9 protein-coding genes are annotated in these 17697 nt (G+C 58.5%); 7 read left to right on the forward strand and 2 right to left on the reverse strand.

Annotated features, from left to right (window positions below):
• The first annotated feature begins 574 nt into the window (after positions 1-574).
• Positions 575-1171 (forward strand): hypothetical protein, encoded by a 597-nt coding sequence (locus TBK1r_RS17860; protein WP_145213408.1) that lies wholly within the window; start codon positions 575-577, stop codon positions 1169-1171.
• A 48-nt stretch (positions 1172-1219) separates the two neighbouring features.
• Here the strand turns inward: TBK1r_RS17860 and TBK1r_RS17865 are convergent, their stop codons facing one another.
• Positions 1220-4021 carry a sulfatase-like hydrolase/transferase gene (locus tag TBK1r_RS17865; protein WP_145213412.1) on the reverse strand — a complete coding sequence of 934 codons (2802 nt, stop codon included), beginning with the start codon at positions 4019-4021 and terminating at the stop codon, positions 1220-1222.
• 94 nt (positions 4022-4115) lie between these two features.
• Between TBK1r_RS17865 and TBK1r_RS17870 the strand changes: the two genes are divergently transcribed.
• The 6 genes from TBK1r_RS17870 to TBK1r_RS17895 all read left to right on the forward strand — a co-directional run bounded on the left by TBK1r_RS17870 (position 4116) and on the right by TBK1r_RS17895 (position 16345).
• Positions 4116-4724, forward strand: a complete 609-nt coding sequence (locus TBK1r_RS17870) for a sigma-70 family RNA polymerase sigma factor (protein WP_145213415.1) — start codon at positions 4116-4118, stop codon at positions 4722-4724.
• A 233-nt stretch (positions 4725-4957) separates the two neighbouring features.
• Complete coding sequence (locus tag TBK1r_RS17875) at positions 4958-6826, forward strand: EF-hand domain-containing protein (protein ID WP_145213418.1); 1869 nt, start codon at positions 4958-4960, stop codon at positions 6824-6826.
• 247 nt (positions 6827-7073) lie between these two features.
• Entirely contained in the window at positions 7074-9638 is a 2565-nt protein-coding gene (locus TBK1r_RS17880) for a serine/threonine-protein kinase (RefSeq protein WP_145213421.1), read from the forward strand.
• A gap of 200 nt (positions 9639-9838) precedes the next feature.
• The gene (locus TBK1r_RS17885; RefSeq protein WP_145213424.1) at positions 9839-10717 is read left to right on the forward strand and encodes a C1 family peptidase; all 879 of its coding nucleotides are present in this window, start codon (positions 9839-9841) and stop codon (positions 10715-10717) included.
• A 294-nt stretch (positions 10718-11011) separates the two neighbouring features.
• Positions 11012-14722 carry a S8 family serine peptidase gene (locus tag TBK1r_RS17890; RefSeq protein WP_419581480.1) on the forward strand — a complete coding sequence of 1237 codons (3711 nt, stop codon included), beginning with the start codon at positions 11012-11014 and terminating at the stop codon, positions 14720-14722.
• 9 nt (positions 14723-14731) lie between these two features.
• Positions 14732-16345 carry an MBL fold metallo-hydrolase gene (locus TBK1r_RS17895; RefSeq protein ID WP_145213431.1) on the forward strand — a complete coding sequence of 538 codons (1614 nt, stop codon included), beginning with the start codon at positions 14732-14734 and terminating at the stop codon, positions 16343-16345.
• 18 nt (positions 16346-16363) lie between these two features.
• Here TBK1r_RS17895 and TBK1r_RS17900 read toward each other — a convergent pair whose 3' ends face one another.
• On the reverse strand, positions 16364-17644 hold the full coding sequence (locus tag TBK1r_RS17900) for a polysaccharide pyruvyl transferase family protein (RefSeq protein ID WP_145213434.1): 1281 nt from the start codon (positions 17642-17644) through the stop codon (positions 16364-16366).
• Positions 17645-17697: the final 53 nt, after the last annotated feature.

Consider the following 17697-nt stretch of genomic DNA (forward strand, 5'->3'; position numbering starts at 1 on the left):
ATGCGTTGTCCGTGGCAAGCAGTCGGCTGCAGAAGTCGTGCCATTGATGTCGTAACGACGAAATCACGGTCGATTGATCGAAAGACGTTCAACCATCGCTCGCTAAACCGACAAGCTGATCGACGAACACCGCCGGGCCGCCTCGCGGTGTTCCAAACAGGGTGGCCACGCATTGCCCTCCGCCGGTGCGTCCGAAGGCGGTCGGCCCGTTCCGCCTTGAACCCGACGGCCACCGACAGGCGGTTGCGCACAACTGTTCACTTGGCATTCCTTGGTCCAGCACGTCAATCATGAATTCAGGACGCAAATCGATTGAATTCCTTTGCTGGCAACCTTATAGTGAAAGAAATGGCCGTTGGGGGGTTTGGCTATCCGACCGTTAAGGGAAGCACCAACACGATTGAATCGAGGCCGGGGCATGGCATTGAAACAGTTCTCATCGCACGTGGAAAACGTGCCTCATCGCGTACGTCTCGCTTTTCTCCCGCTTTTGACTGCGATTGACTATGCTTGTCAATCGAACTGTGACCGCTGGCAATTTGCTGTGGAGATAGAACAGTTAACGGCATTGGACATGGCGCCGAATGATTTTCGTTGGCTGGTGCGAAATGGCTGGGTCCAACATCAGCGTGAAGTGACGTTGGAGAGCGACGACGGGCGGACGTTTTTGCCGTCGGGTGAGTTGACGTTTCCCGAGCGAACCTGTTTTGTGCTCACCGACCGGGGCATCGAGTTGGCGCAAGGGTTGTTGGCCAATCATCAACCCGCTGCACCCGAGAGACAACCTTCGATTCAGCCGCGGCGGGAAGCGACCGAGGCCGTGTTGGCCGGCGGTGTCAACTTGCGAGCCGTCAACGGCAGTCGTCCCCACGCGGGGCAGCGACCGCGTTGGGATTCGGAGCGTCGTGTGTTGGGCATAGGCGGCACGATTGTCAAGCGTTTCAAATGGGTCGCAGTCAACCAGCAAGCGATCTTGTGTGCGTTCGAAGAAGAAGGATGGCCGCCGAGGATCGATGATCCGCTCCCACCGCATCCCGAGCAGGACGCCAAGCGCCGGCTGAGTGACACGATCAAATGTCTCAATCGAAAGCAGACCAACCCGTTGGTCCATTTTCGCGGCGACGGCACCGGCGAAGGCGTCGTCTGGGAATTCGTCGATCTCGGTGACTGAGTTGACGGTGGCAGGTTCTGCGCACGATCCACGCTCTGGTGAGCGTCGCTACCGTCCCGGACGATGGTTGGTATCAACCTGTCCCCAGTATCCTCCGATGATGTGCGGGTATTGGCCGGGGGTGACGTGATAGTGGGGACCGCGATCGGGGTCTTCGTGAAGATTGAAGTCGTTGAGTGGGTTCTTGGTATCGTCTTTGGCGAGCAAGCCTTTTGATTCGTATGGCCCGTAGACAGGAAACCCGTCGAACGCGAACCCGATCACACCGGAATGGGAGTGGCCTTCGTCGCTCCAAGGAGTTTTCACGCAAACCGGATACTTGTGATAGTGGTACTGTTGGCGTGGGCTTGGGTGGCCGCAACAGCGATCGAGTCGCCACACGGCATCGGTTTCAAAGATGTGGTCGAAGGGATTGAAGAAGATCACGCCGTTGGTCGCGACACCAATCGCCCCCATGGGTAACGCCTGGTTGGAGTTCTTTTCGTCCATTGCGATCGCATCGGGATTACGCTTCGGCTGCAATGGAATATGCCACGTATTCGCCTGCTCTTTGATGTACGACGGGTTGCCGTCCAGCATTCGCCAGCGATCGGGGAACGTCGCGGTGGGGTGATTGGGCAGATTTCGACTTCGCATGACGAGATGCTCGTCCGTGAAGGTGATGATGACGGCATAAGGTTTGTACTGGTCCTTGGCGACTTCGTCACCGTTGAAATCGAGGTAGCCGGCACGCAACCACGAACTCATGTTGCCCGCAAACGGCGCGTGGTAGCGAGCCGCCTTGTAGAGCAGTTGTTCTGCGTTGGTGTAGTCGAACTGTTTGGGTGCTTGGCGCTGTCCAGCTTTCGGTTCGAAGTACCAGCGACCGCCCAGGGCGATCAGCTTCGATTCATCCGGTTGTGGGAAGTCTTGGATGGTCGGTTTGGCTGCTTCGTAGTCGGCGGGTGCGTCGATGGGTTTGATGTCCATCGAATTGACCCAAAACTCAGTTTTCCCCGCTTGGGCTTTCCCGTTGGCAAACCCGACACTCAGCTTCACCGTATCGACTTCCGCAAATGGGGTTCGGAAATCCATTGCGTAGGTTCGCCAAGTCGCATGTCCCAGACTCTCGTTGGTGGCGTTATCGAACAGGTCGTTTCGTTCCCGCGAGACCTGTGGGTAAATCCGTTCTTTGATCAGGTCCAGTGAATCGGTGCCGTTCTTTTGGAAAAACTCGACTTTTAAATACAGGTCATCCTGATCGACGGCGAAGTCATCTTGAGCGAGCCCAGAGATGTAGAAGCGATACCAACGTTGGTCGGGGGAGAGGTCGTCGCTGACCAGCGACGCTTCGCCTGCAAGTGTGCCGTTGCCGTCGGTATCTTCGCCAGAAAACAATCGGATGCCACGTCCATTCGATTCAACTCGCCGATCGCCTAGCACTCCATACGTTGCATCGCCAACGATCGTTGCCGCCGCCAGGGATTCCCCTTCTTGCAGATCCTGGGCTGTGGTTGCGGCAAGGGTGTGTCGGCGGGAGACCACGTCCCGGCCAACGGAGCGACTGTCGCCAGACGGTGGTGCGGGACCATCCGTTTGAACGATCACTTGGTACTGAGCGAGTGTGGACTGTAGTTGCGAGGCGACCTGTTGCTCCGCATCCGCCACGTTCTTGGCTTCCGTCGGATCAGTCCGCAAGTTGAACAGCTCCGTGCCACCGTCGGCAAACTGAATCAACTTCCAATCGTCGTGAATGATGGCGTGATCGTTCTCGGCAATCACGATGGTTCGCGACTTCGCCTTGCCACCGACCAAGTGCGACCAAAGACTCACTCCGTCGAGCGGTTTTGCCGATGCGATCGGAACTCCGGTGGCCGCCGCGAGCGTGGGGAACAGATCATGAATCGCGCAGAGCTGTTCACTTTCGGTTCCGGCGTTCAACAAACCGGGTGCACGAATGACGCACGGGACGTGAATCCCGCCCTCGTAGACTTCCCGCTTCTGCCCGCGAAACGGCTGGTTCGTTCCGGCTCGCGCCGCACCGTTATCTGACGCAAAAACGACGATCGTCTCGTCGCGAAGTTGTTTGGCATCGATTGCGTCAAGAATGCGTCCGATGCCTTGATCCATCGAGTCGACCATCGCCGCATACGTCACTTGGTGTGCGTTCAATTTGTCCTGATACTTTTCGATCAAACTCTCGGGAGCTTGAAACGGCGAGTGCGGCGCGTTGAACGCGACAACGATACAAAAAGGCTTTCCCGAGTCGTTGCCTTCGATTTGCCGCACTGCTTCATCGGCCAGCAAGTCGGTTGAGTAGCCTTCCTCATCGATCGTGGTTCCATCGCGTTGCCAATCAATCTGTCCCCGACCAGCAGTGTGTTCGTAGTAGTCGATCGACGCATCCAGAAAGCCATAGAAGTGATCGAAACCTCGGTGGTTGGGATGCGACTTGTCCCCCGCCAGCCCAAGGTGCCACTTACCGATCAGACTTGTTGCGTAACCCGCATTTTGAAACGCAGCGGGCAGCAACGGTTCGCTCATCGGCAAACCCTGGTCGCGAGGTCGCACGGGACCGGAGATTCCATAGCGGTGCGGGAATCGACCGGTCAACATCGCGGCACGTGCTGGGCTACACGCCGGATAGGCGTAAAACCGATTCAGTCGCACACCGTCTTGGGCCAGCGAATCAATGTTTGGCGTGTCGGCGGTTCCTCCGTGGAATCCCACGTCGCCCCAGCCGAGATCATCGGCCAACAAGATCACAATGTTCTTTTTCGTTGGCGAACCGTCCGCGGCGAGAACAGCATTTGCCACCAGAACAGATGCCACGAACAACACAAGCGTGGCAATGGCGAGAGTCGGTTTCATCAAGATCGGCCTCGGATACAATGGGCGGTACAACTATCACACGGCCTGAAACCCCCGCGATGGCAGGCATCTACAGCCAATCGGCAACTTTTCTGTGAATACCAACGTCGGAAACATCGAGCAGCAACTCAAGCAGGGCGATTTGTCACTGTTTGCCGATGCATTTTCCCGCCATCGCCCCCGATTGTGGCAGATCATCCATTTTCGGCTCAGCGATCAGATTCGCGGCCGCGTTGATGCCGATGATGTCTTACAGGATGTCTATTTAGATGCAGAAAAACGACTGAGTCACTTTGTCGAGGGCGATTTCCCGTCACTATTCCTTTGGCTACGACTCGTCACCGGACAGACGCTTAGCCGGATTCATCGCCGACATCTGGCCACCCAATCACGTTCGACGTTGCGTGAATCCACTCCGAACGACGAAAATCTGTGGGGCAACACCTCGCTGTGTCTTTCACAGCGTTTCATGGCGCATCTGACTTCACCGAGCCAAGCGGCGGTGAAGGTCGAATTGATTGCGGAGGTGCGATCGGCGCTGAGTGGAATGAGCGAGATGGATCGCGAAGTCGTTGCGCTGCGTCATTTTGAAGAACTGACCAACCAAGAAGTCGCCATGGAACTTGGCATCACGCCGAAAGCCGCCAGCATTCGGTATGTGCGAGCGTTGGAGCGGCTGCGGTCGGTGCTGGAGAAGATTTGAGTTCCGTTCGTGGCGGAAGTAGGGTGTTGAAATTGAAAAAGTCAAATTGAGAAATGAAAAATGCAAAGTGGACAGATCGGTCGCAGTCATTTTTCACTTTTCAGTTGTCAATTTACAATTTTCAATCTGCGCCGGAATCTTTCAAAAATCTTTCTGAGTTTCCGGTAGATGTTTGCTCGTGGTGGGGTTTAAGCCCGTGAATCCTCCTCTCTAAACATCCCACGGGACTCGTCATGAAGCGTCTGTCGTTGCTCACTGTTTTCTGCGCATTGGCTTTGTTGCTAAGCGAATCACTTGCCAACGCGCAGCCTCCGGGGGGGCGTCCCGGCCAAGGCGGCGGACGACAGGGAGCTGGTCCTGGCGGTGGACGTGGACCAGGCATGGGGGGCCCCAATGGGCAACCCCGCGGTCAACAAACACCACCGTTGCTTCGCATCTTTGATGCAGATGGCGACGGCGAACTTTCGCCGAATGAGATCGACGCGGCATCCGTTGCACTGCGAAAGCTCGATCGGAATGGCGATGGAAAGCTGACCACCGAAGAATTCCGACCAACGGGAACAGCCGGATCACAGGGTCGCCAGGGATCAGGCCGCGGAGCACCACGCGGTGCCATGCAAGGTGGCCAGCCTGGTCCCGGTCGTCCCGGTGCCGGCGGTAGACCTGCCGGCGGTGGAGGACGCGGCGGCGACCCGGCTCAGGCGGATACTGCGTTCGCCGAGCAAATCATGGCCTTCGATGAAAACAAGGACGGCTCGCTCGACAAGTCCGAATTGCCCGAGCACATGCATCAAGCGTTTGCAATCGCAGACGCCAATCAAGACGGCTCGCTCGACGAAGCCGAGCGACTTGTGCTGGCGTCGCAGTTTCGCCGCAACAAACTGAATCCGACCGGCGATGCTCCCGTGAATTCGCCGTCTCAAGCTGGACCGCGTGCCGGTGGTCAGCGTGGTGCCGGTCAAGCTCGTCCGGGACAGGGCGGCCGGCCTCGTGATCGCGTTCGTCCGCGTGACATCGAATTTAGCGAGAAATTTCCCATCGGAGCCGAACTGCCTGAGGATCTGCAGGTCTACAACGTCGATCGGAAGTTGGTGCCAGTGAACAGCATCTTCCAGTCGAAGTACACCGTGATCGTCGGTGGCTGTTTGACATGTCCCGAGTTCCGAAATTCCTATCCCGAGATTGAGGCGGTCGCCCGCGACTTCAAGGATCGAGGCGTTGATTTTTACTTCCTGTACCAATCGCTGACACACCCAGAGAATTGGGGATTCGTGCAACCGTCTTCGATCGAAGACCGATTTGCCCAAGTCGACCATGCCAAGGAACTCTTGCAGACCCAAATCCCGTGGTTGACTGATCCGATTGATAACCAGCTAAAGACGTATTTCGTCTTGACTCCGAATTCACAGTTCGTGTTCGACCGGTCGGGCAAAGTGGTGCATCGAAACTCGTGGGGACGCGGCTCAAGCCTGCGTGAATCGCTGGAGCCCCTGGTTGGCAAGCCGGAAACACTGACCACCGTCCAAGACCTGAACCTGCCACGTTTCGAACGTCACCTGACACCCCAAAGCGAAATGCTGTTGGAACGAGTCAGCGTGGAAGGGAAAGCGATTGCGTTGCGGGTCGAGTCTGGCGGGGAAACCAACCCCGTCTCTGCATTGCGTTCAATCGATTTCCATCCGTCCAATCGTTATGTGAAACTTCGACCGGAAGCAGACCGACAATTGCTCGAGACCGGGACGGGGACACTGTATCTTGGTTTTCGCCAAGACCCGGTGCTGGGAGCAAGTTGGAATAACCTGGCTAGTCCACCCGAGTATAAGATCGTTGCCGACGGTGCGACGGTCTCACCCGCCACGGGGCATTCCAAGCGATTGGACGTCGAATCCGACAATGAGCCGCGTGAGTTTTTGGTCGACGTGAAGGACTGGCACTCGGACGAACCGATTTCGGTCAAGATCCAGTACTTTGCGTGTAATAAAGAAAAAGGTTGGTGCAAGTCCGTGCAACAAGAATTCACTGTTTGGCTGGACGAAGATGAATCGGCCGGAATGGTCAACGGGCGGAGTCATTTTCCAGGCGGTGGCAGGAGGCGGAATTGAAGGGAAGGAATTGAAAAAGGTAAATTGAAAATTGGAAACTGCAAATTGGAGAGGATCGTTTCAGTGCTTACGTAGATTCGCTTTTGCGGTGACCACTGATCTGCCAATGATGTTATCCACGGTTGCTCCTCCGTTAATTTACAATTTAACTTTTTCAATCTAACTCTCGTGATTTCACCCCTGCAAGAGGATTCCCGGCATCTCAACCGACGACGACATTTCAATCGACGACGACACCTACGCCACCGTGGACATCCTCGCCAGCGATTTCGTGGCACGCTATCGCAACGGTGATCGACCCACCGTAGAAGAGTACGCGAATCGTCATCCCGATCTGAGCGAGTCCATCCGGCGCGTCTTTCCGCTGGTGCTCTCGGTCGAAAAGGTCAAGGTTGATCAACAATCCGAAGGCGACGGAAGTGCAACACTTGCCGGGCGAGTGTTTGAACGACTTGGTGATTTCCGGCTGCTGCGAGAGATCGGACGTGGCGGCATGGGGATCGTCTACGAGGCGGAACAGGAGTCGCTCGGACGCCGTGTCGCGATCAAGGTTCTGCCAAAGCAGTCTTTACTGGACGACGATGCGTTGCAACGTTTCCGGCGAGAAGCCAGCACCGCGGCGGCGATGCATCATTCCAACATCGTGCCTATCTTCGGGACGGGCCAATGTGATGGAACTCATTATCTGGTGATGCAACTGATTCGAGGCGAGTCGCTCGATCGTCTCATCTCGACCGCAGAGACGCACGGCAAAGCGTCGGAACCACCCTCCGGCGATGGTAGCGACAAGTCGAGCAACGAGACGCCAATCCAAACATCCGATTGTCGCGCCGCGGCTGAAATCGCCGCCCAGATTTCCGACGGACTGGCTTACGCTCACGGAAACGGCGTCCTCCATCGTGACGTGAAACCCGCCAATATCCTTCTCGACGAAGATGGCGTCGCCCAGCTGACCGACTTCGGAATTGCGCGGAACACGCGGGACGATCCGACCATGACGCAAGCACTCAGCGGCAGCCCTCGCTACATGGCACCGGAACGCTTTCAAGGCCAATCGGATCAGCGGTCCGACGTGTACGGTGTTGGATTGACGCTCTACGAAATGCTCGCCGGAACCCCCGCATTCAAAGACCTGACTCCACATCAACTGCCCGAGGCTATCAAGCTTCATCTGATCAAGCCACTGAAGGAGGTTCGCGACGACGTCCCCCCGGACTTGCAAACGATCGTCGCCAAAGCGATCAATCCCGAGCCGGCACATCGGTATCAATCCGCGTCCGATTTGCGTGACGATCTGAATCGTTTTTTGAAAGACGAGCCGATTCTTGCTCGACGCACCACGGCGTTGCAGAGACTGGTTCGTTGGCGTCGTCGCAACCCGAAACTCGCCGGCGTCACGGGCATCGCCATCGCATCGATGCTGACTGCGACCGTCGCGTCGTCGGTCGGCTTCGCGATGACATCCGCCGCCAACAAGCGGACCAGCAAGGCACTTGCACAGTCCGAACAGACCGTCGAACTCGCACTGCAATCGCTCGACGGCGTTGTGGACGTCGTTTCCATTCCGGCTTCGGCGATGGGCGAAGCGGACATGGGAGAGTTGGATTCAGCACTGTTTCTGCTGAACCCATCACCGCATGCGGCACGCGTGTTGGAAAACATCCAGCCACTCTACGAACGCCTTGCCAATCAGGCGCCGACTCGACCAGACATCGTTCGGCAAATGATCGAAGCGAGCCTTCGGCTTTCCAGGATTCAACAACAACTCGGACAAACCAACGCTGCGATCACGACGCTCGACGAAAGCATTGAACTATTGCGAACGCGCGGCGACTTGGCCGGTTTGCCGAACAAGGAGCAACGACTTCTGATCGTGCGTCTGCACAACGAGCTTGGCAAAGTCTATGCACTGAAATTGGACTATGCGAATTCGGACGAAGCCTACGCCATGGCGATCCGGTCCGGCGAAGCTGTCGCCGATCCCGACGATCGTCTGAAACTGCAACTCGCCTATGCGTTTGTTGCACTCGGTGATCCGCCTCCCCAGCGTCGTCGCGACCAAACCCGATTGCCCATTGAATCGCGAATCGCCCGTGAGCGATTGTCGACAGCCAAAACGCTCCTTCGCGAATTAAATCCTTCGCTGCATGAGGCCAGTGAAGTTGCCGTGCTGCGCGCGCGGATTCACCTCGCCGATTCACGCCGAGCAAAGCGGCCCGCGATTCGACAGTCCGAGTTCTTATCCGCCACCGACATCCTGCGTGAACGACTGACTCAATCACCAGACGATGCCCGCGTTCGGTTTGCCTTGGTCGAAGTACTCGCCAGCGTGAATCTGCGCCGACAGTTCGGTTCGCAACGGATGGCCGACGAAGCGGGCGAGCGACTTCATGAAGCGCTCGCCGAATTAGAACCGCTCCGATCGATCAATCCCAAGACGCAACTGTTCGCGGTCTCCGAAGTCCACATTCTGCACAAGCTATCCAACCTCGCTCGTTCGAACGGCGACTTCGACCTTACACTCGAACGCCTCGCAAAAGCAATTGCCATCCAGTCGTCGTTGGTCGATGCATCGCCCGGCAGCATGCCCCACCGATGTTGGCGAGCGCTGCTGTACAGAAGTCTCGCTGAAGTTCACCGACGGCAAGGCGACACCGACGCAGAACGTGAAGCAATCGGCGCTGCGGTTGCCGACTTGGACGCGATCGCCCCAGAGTCGAAGGCTCATCCGTTCGCAGTTCAGACTCAACAGATCATTCAAAAGCTGTCCACCGAAGGAATCGACGATCCAGCGAACAGCGACACGCTGTAGTGGAAGAATGTATCCAGGGGTAGTTGACCGAGAACGGTTCCGTGGTTTCCGCCCCCCTGTTCGTCTCCCCGCCCGATTCTCATTGGCTTCCGTTGAAAAAGACGTGCCGTCTTGTCGAATGAAGGTCGTGCCGATTCTGCGTTGCGCGGTTCGGCGACGATTCGGTTTTCGTTTGCATCACGTTTTCCCTTGAGTCCGCCGTGTCAACGTTTGTGCCACTCGGGTTCGGTTGGCAGCCAGATCTGCCCGACGGTCGCGATCGGACGTACCGCGATTGCGAGATCATGGACACGTTAAAACGCTTGCCCGACCCAACGGGAGCAGCGTTGCCGGACGTGGTCGATTTACGTCGCGACTGTGGAGGTGTTTATTTCACCGACGTTGATGATCAGGGACCGCTGAACGCTTCGTCGGCGTTTGCCGTGCTGGCAATGGTGGAATACTTCCAGCGACGGATTCACGCCCGCACCTTCGACGGATCGAAACTGTTCCTGTATCAGGCGACCCGCCATCGCCTGACGGCATCGCAACAGCCGCCGGCCGACGCGGGCGCCGAGATCCGCGGCACACTGAAGACCCTGATGCAAATCGGGGTGCCGGTGGAAACGCGCTGGCCCTACCAGACGGAACGGTTTGCCACCGAGCCGAGTCCCTTTGTCGTTGCCGACGCCAAACGGCTCGCCAACGTCCTCTATCTGCGACTGGATGAACCCAACCGCCCGGGCGCGCGAACGTGGGCCATCGTGAAATCGTTTCTCGCCGCCGGATTCCCCGTCGTCTTCGGCTTTTCGGTTCCCTCCTCGATAACGTTCGACGCCCACATCCCCTACCGCCCCGAGCGCGATGCCACCCGCGGCGGCCAAACGGTCGTTGCCATCGGGTACCACGCCAACCGCTACGGTCCGGATCAGGATGCGCTGCTGATTCGAAGTTCTTGGGGAAGACGCTGGGGAGACAATGGGAACGGCTGGCTTCCCGCCGCCTTCATCCGCCGTCAGCTGGCACGCGATTTTTGGACCCTGATTTCAGCGGACTGGCTGGATAGCGGTGAATTGAGCCGACCGGCAGTCTGCGGATAACACCGGCGTCCAGACGGCAGCCACCACAGGTTCATTCGTCCGGTTCCTTTCCGTAGTCGATCCGTGGATTGACGCTTCAAAATCATCGGCAACCGATCACACCGACAATGCAGAGCATGCGACGGAAGAATTGAAGAGTCAGACGGCTTCGCTGGCGTCTGGGGAGTTCTCCATGACCTCCGACCAGCAGTTGGCCAAACGGATCAAGTCCGATAATCCAGAAGGCGTCTTGTATGCCCCTGCCGAACGGATGCTCGCTTCGATCCCTTGTCAAACTCTTGAATGATCCGACCCATGAGTGACCCGTCGAATTCGCCGATCAATGGTTTCCTGATACGACTGCCCACCGCTGCATCCGGCGCGTTGGCCGCTTCGGGTGATGCATTGAAAGCCGCCGGCAACGAGTTTGAATTCGAGCCGCTTTTTTCAACGTCCTCATCGACGCTCGGACTCGCCGCAGCCGATGGCAAGGATTGGATACTCGCGCGGCCCAAGAAATCCTTCGGTGGCGGCAATCCGTGGGACATGGTGCACGAGGCGCGCGAGATGATGGCCGGCGGATTGGGGCTGGCGTCGGACGCGCCCCCCGACCTGATCGAACCGGATCTTGTGCAGGACTGGTTGCCAACGATTCCCGGACAACCCGCGACACTTGCCGCGGCGGGCGAGGCTTGTGCATTTGAGGACCAAAATCTAGAGCTGCCCACTCGCCCGGGTCAGTTCGCCTGGCATTTGGGTGACAGGTTTTCCCAGTTGGCCGGCGCCCGCAATCTGGTCGGTTCCCCCCAGGCGATCGTGCGTGTTGCCCATTTGGATACCGGCTATGACCCCGACCACCAGACCTTGCAAACGGACTTCGTCGAAAACGGACTTCAGCGCAACTTCATCGACGGCAGTCCATCCAACGATGCGCGTGACCCCGGCAACACCGGCCCGTTGCGAAACCCCGGCCACGGCACGGCGACACTGGCACTGCTCGCCGGCGGACACCTTCGGTTCAACGGCTCGGGGTATCAATTCGATGGTCTGCTGGGAGGAGCGCCTCAGGCCCGCGTCGTGCCGGTGCGCGTCGGCAATTCCGTCGTGCAATTGACGACCAGCAGTGTCGCTCGAGGCATTCAATACACGGTCGAACTGTGCACGGAGACACAAACTGCTGTGCACGTGATTTCGATGAGCATGGGGGGAGTCGCATCGCAAGCGTGGGCCGATGCGGTCAATCAAGCCTATGAAGCCGGGATCGTCTACGTGGCGGCAGCGGGTAACAATTTTTCGGCGGGCTTTTTTGGAGTCCCCACGCACCAAATTGTTTACCCCGCACGGTTCCGACGTGTCATCGCCGCCTGCGGCGTGATGGCCGACCGCACGCCCTACTACGACCTCAGCTTCGGAACGATGCAGGGCAACTGGGGACCACAATCGGCGATGGCCACTGCGATCAGCGCGTACACGCCCAACGTCCCCTGGGCCCGCATCGGCTGCAACGAACTGGTCAGCATGGACGGTGCCGGCACGTCATCGGCAACCCCACAAATCGCCGCCGCAGCCGCGTTGTATCTGCAGATCCACGCGGACGACTTGTTCGATTCGCAGAAATACCCGGAACCGTGGATGCGTGTCGAAGCGGTCCGCCGGGCGCTGTTTCTGTCGGCCGACAAGACCGCCGATGGTGGCAGCCGCGAAAAACTGGGCAACGGCATCCTGCAGGCGCTTCGGGCGTTGGAAGTCGCACCGGCCGACCGCGACACGCTGCGCAAGACTCCGAGGGACTCGGCCGGCTTCCCGTTCCTCAACGTCTTGTTCCGACGCGGACTCGCTCCATCGCCGGAAGACAAGATGCTTCAATTGGAAGCCACCCAGCTGATCCAGCGCTGGAACAGTACTCAGGAAGAAAACCCACTCGATCGAGCCGTCGACGATCCCGATCGGCCCGCCGAAGACGTGTCGCAAGACCAGATCATCGCGTTTCTCGATCACGTCAGCCAGCACCCTGATGCATCGAAGGTCTTGAAAGCCAGGGCCAAAGAGTACTTGGACGCGACGGCGAGAAAGCCGCCCCGACCGACCCGACCGAAGCCTCCTGCGACCGAGACGCCGCCGGCGGAAACTGACAAGACCGCTCCGCCGGCGAGCGTTTTCCAACCGCCGTCTCCACCCTTTCGAACCCTCCGCGCTTACGCCGTCGATCCCAGTCTAACGACGTCCCTGGAAACGGCCGGCATCAGCGAGGTCACACTGAAACTGCCCTGGGAAAAACTTCACCCCGGACCGATCGGTGAGTACTTGGAAGTAGTCGATGTCGATCCGCCCAGCGGCTGCTTCTACGAACCGATCGATTTGGATGCCCCGGCCTTGCTGGCCCAGGACGGATTGCCCCCGTCGGAAGGATCGCCGCAGTTTCATCAGCAGATGGTGTATTCCGTTTGCAGCCTGACGATCAAACACTTCGAACGGGCACTCGGACGCAAATCACTGTGGCGACCGGGCCCGCCGGCTGAAGGCGCCCATCGAAAAAACGACGCCCACTTTGTCCCCCGGCTACGCGTCTACCCGCACGCGCTGCGCGAAGCCAATGCGTATTATTCGCCATCGAAAGTGGCATTGTTGTTCGGCTACTTCAATGCCTCGCGCGATCGCCCCGGCGACCAATTGCCGGGCGGGCGCATCTTCACCTGTCTATCGCACGACATCATCGCCCACGAAACCACGCATGCCTTGCTCGACGGCATGCACCGTCAGTTTCTGTTGCCCAGTAATCGCGACGTCCATGCCTTTCACGAGGGCTTTGCCGATTGCGTCGCAATGTTGCAGCATTTTACGTTTCCAGAACTGGTCACCCATCAGATCGCCAACACACGTGGGGCGATCGACTCGCAAGAAAACTTACTGGTGCAATTGGCATCCCAGTTCGGTCATGCGACCGGCCGAAGAATGGCACTGCGTGATGCGATCGGCAAAGTCAACCAAGCCGGACGATGGCAGCTGCGCGAGCCCGACCCGCAGGAATACGAGACCACCGAAGAATCCCACGCCCGCGGACGGATCCTCGTCTCGGCCGTGTTCGACGCTTTCCTGTCGATCTACAAACGCCGCACCGCCGATTTGCTGCGGTTGGCCACCGGCGGCACGGGCATCCTCAGCCCCGGCGCCATCCACCCCGATCTGGTGGACCGCCTGGCACGCGAAGTCACACGCTCAGCCCAGCATGTGTTGACGATGTGTATCCGAGCCTTGGATTACTGCCCACCGACCGACATCACCTTCGGCGAATACCTGCGGGCGATCATCACCGCCGATCACGACTTGGTCACCAACGACGACTTGGGGTATCGAGTTTCGTTCATCGAAGCATTCCGGCGGCGTGGCATCTATCCACACGACGTCCGCACACTCAGCGAAGCCAGTTTGCGCTGGCGATCACCCGAGTCGGAAGACCCGCTGCCCTCCGAAGGCCTGATGCGATATCTGAAAAGTCTGCGCGCCGCGGGTAACGAGCATCTGTATGCGGATTCGCGAGAAGAGATTTTTAGACTGCAACGAAAGATGCGTTACGAGCTTCACACGTGGCTCAGTCGACACCTGAAATCGGCAGTCGACAGGCAGCGTGATGCCCGGTTCCTGGGGCTCGATCCAAGTAAGTCGTTCGAAGTTCATTCGGCGCGGATCGCCTGTCGCGTCAGCCCCGATGGCGACGTGCTGCCCCAGCTGTTGATGGGACTGCTGCAAACGACCACACAGCCCGTGGATCCCAGTGACCCCAAGGGTCCCAGCATGTCGTTTGAAGGCGGCTGCACCGTCGTCGCCGATCTGCGCGCCAGCAGTGTGCGTTACTGCATTCGAAAAAGCCTGAAAAGTTCTTCGCGGCTGGCCCGGCAACAGGAGTTTGCACTCGGCGAATTCGATTCCTTGCAGGCGACCTACTTGGGCGCACGCTCGCTGAACGCGGAGTCGCCCGCACAGGGCGATGAGCCGTTCGCACTCCTCCACCGTGGTCCCTCCCTCTAGGCAACTCCCATGGCAAAACGCAAATCAGCCAGTAAAAAAGTCAAGACGTGGTCACACGCCTCGACCAAGGCGGGGCAAACCAAATCCAAGCGTACCAATCGTAAACGCGTGACCCCAAAAGCCGCCAAAGGAAAGACGACTAAACGCAAGTCCACGAAGCGCAAGGCGTCTCCAACGCGGAGCGACCTGCCCGCCGTCCGCGTGCGGATGTTTCGTCAGGGGCTCGGGGACTGTTTCCTGGTGACGTTTGATGTCGGCGGCGACGAGCGTCACATGCTGATCGATTGTGGCACACTGGGTAATAAAAACTCCGATGTCAAAACCGACGACATCGTCAAGCACCTCGAATCGACGATCCTGGACAACGGTCGGCTGGACGTCGTGGTCGCGACGCACGAGCATCAAGACCATTTGTCCGCGTTCCGGACCAAGGCCATGAAAGCGTTGGTCGGCAACGTCAATCACGTCTGGTTGGCCTGGACCGAAGACCCCGCCGATCCGGATGCCAAGACACTCGCCAAGTACCGCAACGATTTGGGACAGGCGTTGGCAGAGATCGCTCTTGCGTCACCCGATACCGAGGTCGGCAAGCAGGTGCATGACTTGATGGGCTTTGCCGGCGAGGCGTCCGACGATCCATTAGGCTTTGCCAAGACCGTCAACGAAGCGATGGATTTCGTCCGTACGGGACTCGGCGCCAAGCCGACTTATCACAATCAGGGCGATCTGATCGAAACGGACTGGTTGCCGGGCTTTCGCATTTATGTGCTCGGACCTCCTCGTGACAAGGATCTATTGAAGGATCTCGGCGAGCACGGCAGCGATGAACTGTACGGGCTGATGCGAGCGGCGAAATTAAGCGCGGCGACGGCGGCAAGTCCGGCGTCGGCTGCCGACGAAGAGGCATCGGAGTTGGAACAGCCGTTCGATTCGCGATTTCGCCTCCGCGATGAAACGCAAAAACGTCGTCTGTATCCCGGCTACTGTGAGACGAAGCAGGACTGGCGATCGGTCGATTTCGGCTGGATGAACGCGGCCACCCATTTCGCACTCCAGCTCGATAGTCTGACCAACAACACCTCACTGGCGCTTGCGATCGAGCGGATCGCCGACGGAAAGGTGTTGCTGTTTCCCGCCGACGCCCAGCAAGGGAATTGGCTGTCCTGGCACGACCCGGAACTTCATTGGTCCGTCCCCGATGCGGACGGCGCTGTTGGCAAGGTGACGGCCGCGGACTTGCTCTCGCGAACGGTGTTTTACAAGGTGGGACACCACGCCAGCCACAACGCCACCGCCCGCGGACAGGGACTCGAACTGATGGCCAACGAAGACGAATTAACGGCCTTCATCCCGGTCGATCGCAAACTGGCGCTCACTCGCAACCCGAAGGGATCCTGGCAAATGCCCGCCCGCCCCCTGTACTTACGTCTGCTCCAAAAATGTCAAGGCCGCGTCGTCCGAGCCGACACCGGCTGGGCAGCGAAAGCCAAGTCAGGCGACGCGACGGAGAAAGCACTAAAAGACCTGGCCGACGATGATCAATGGGCCGCCTGGCAGAAATCGCAATCCTCAGCCAAACACGTCAAAGAGAACGAGCTGTTCATCGAGTACACGTTGGAATAGACGTGTCGATAGGCAGCTTCATCGGAGTTCGTCTCGCAGCACCGCCATCGTCTCGGCTTGATAGCGTTCGACTCGCTGTTGCGCCGCCCGCGCTTTCTGTCGAGCCGACTCCAGGTTGCGGGCCAGATCCAGGATGGCCGGGACGATGTCGGGCACGTCGGCGGGGTCATCGAGGTTGAACAGCCATTCGCCCAGTCCGATGTCTTCCCACATGTAACCCTTGGATGTCTGTTCGGCCCATCGGCAGACGATCGCGGGAACCCCGTGGCCGATGCACATGATCGGGGAATGCATCTCGTTGCCGAACAGACCTGCACTGCGGACATAAACGCTCACCGCCTCGCCGGTCAACCAGTAATTCGGCCGCCAGACCACCCGTTGGCGGACGTCTGCGGGCAAGCGATCCAAGATTAGGTCTTTGCCCACCTGCATTTGCGTTTGGTCTTCGGGACAGAGCAAGACTTTCAAGTCGGTCGTCTTTGTGATCTCCATGATCGCCGCCCGCAACTGTGCGTGGTCGTGTTCCTTCATCTGCTCATTGCGCGCGTGTTTGACCGGGTCAAACGGACGGTCTTTGATCAACCAGTAGGGCGTGTAGCGAAGTCTGGGAATGCAGCACAGGAACTTGCCGGTTTCCAAACCGTGCTCGGCCAGAAACGCATCCGCCTTTTCGTCGTCTCGCAAATCACAGGCGAACGCGCCGTCGGGACCGAACTGCATGATCGGCGTCTTGCACCCCTTGGCTTTGGCGAGTGCCAATGAGTGTGAATCGCGGAAAAACACAAACGCCGCGTCGCTGAGCACACGAATCGTTTCGGCCATCGCCGCGGCCGAAGTCGCTTGGGTCGCGCTCGATTTTTTCGGTGGCAGGGTGATCCCATAGATTCCGTACGGTTTGCCCGTTTCCTTCGCCCAGCGAACAACATCTCGCTCGGCGACCAAGGACGCCCCCGATCCATGCAGCAGAAAATCGCAATCGTCAAACGCGGCCTTGAGCTGGTCCGGTCGTTTGGCGATTCGCAGCTTCGGGAAGCGTGACGTCAATAATGCTTCGACGCCGTTGTCCACCTTGCTCGGCCACAACGTGACCTTCACCTCGGGAAGATGCGTTTCCAAAATCCGCAACACGCCGGGGGTATGGGCGATGTCGCCGATGTTGACGGTCTGCCACGAAGATCGCAGCAAAATATGCTTCGGGCCCGCCGGTTCTGCGCCGGTGACGCTCTGGCTTGTTGCCGTCGCTGCGAGCAAGGCCAGTAGTTTTCTACGGCTGATCGAGTTGCGTTCCAATGACGCCATCTTTCATTCCTGGGAAAAGAGTGTGGGGGTCTAGAGATTAGCCACTTCTCGGG

Origin of the sequence: Stieleria magnilauensis (assembly GCA_007753675.1) — a bacterium.
GTDB lineage: Bacteria > Planctomycetota > Planctomycetia > Pirellulales > Pirellulaceae > Stieleria > Stieleria magnilauensis.

What these genes read in the sequence shown, in the direction of transcription:
- TBK1r_RS17860 (WP_145213408.1), top strand. Translation starts at nt 575, where the DNA reads ATGGCGCCGAATGATTTTCGTTGGCTGGTGCGAAATGGCTGGGTCCAA.
- TBK1r_RS17865 (WP_145213412.1), bottom strand. Translation starts at nt 4,021, where the DNA reads ATGAAACCGACTCTCGCCATTGCCACGCTTGTGTTGTTCGTGGCATCT.
- TBK1r_RS17875 (WP_145213418.1), top strand. Translation starts at nt 4,958, where the DNA reads ATGAAGCGTCTGTCGTTGCTCACTGTTTTCTGCGCATTGGCTTTGTTG.
- TBK1r_RS17890 (WP_419581480.1), top strand. Translation starts at nt 11,012, where the DNA reads ATGAGTGACCCGTCGAATTCGCCGATCAATGGTTTCCTGATACGACTG.
- TBK1r_RS17895 (WP_145213431.1), top strand. Translation starts at nt 14,732, where the DNA reads ATGGCAAAACGCAAATCAGCCAGTAAAAAAGTCAAGACGTGGTCACAC.
- TBK1r_RS17900 (WP_145213434.1), bottom strand. Translation starts at nt 17,644, where the DNA reads ATGGCGTCATTGGAACGCAACTCGATCAGCCGTAGAAAACTACTGGCC.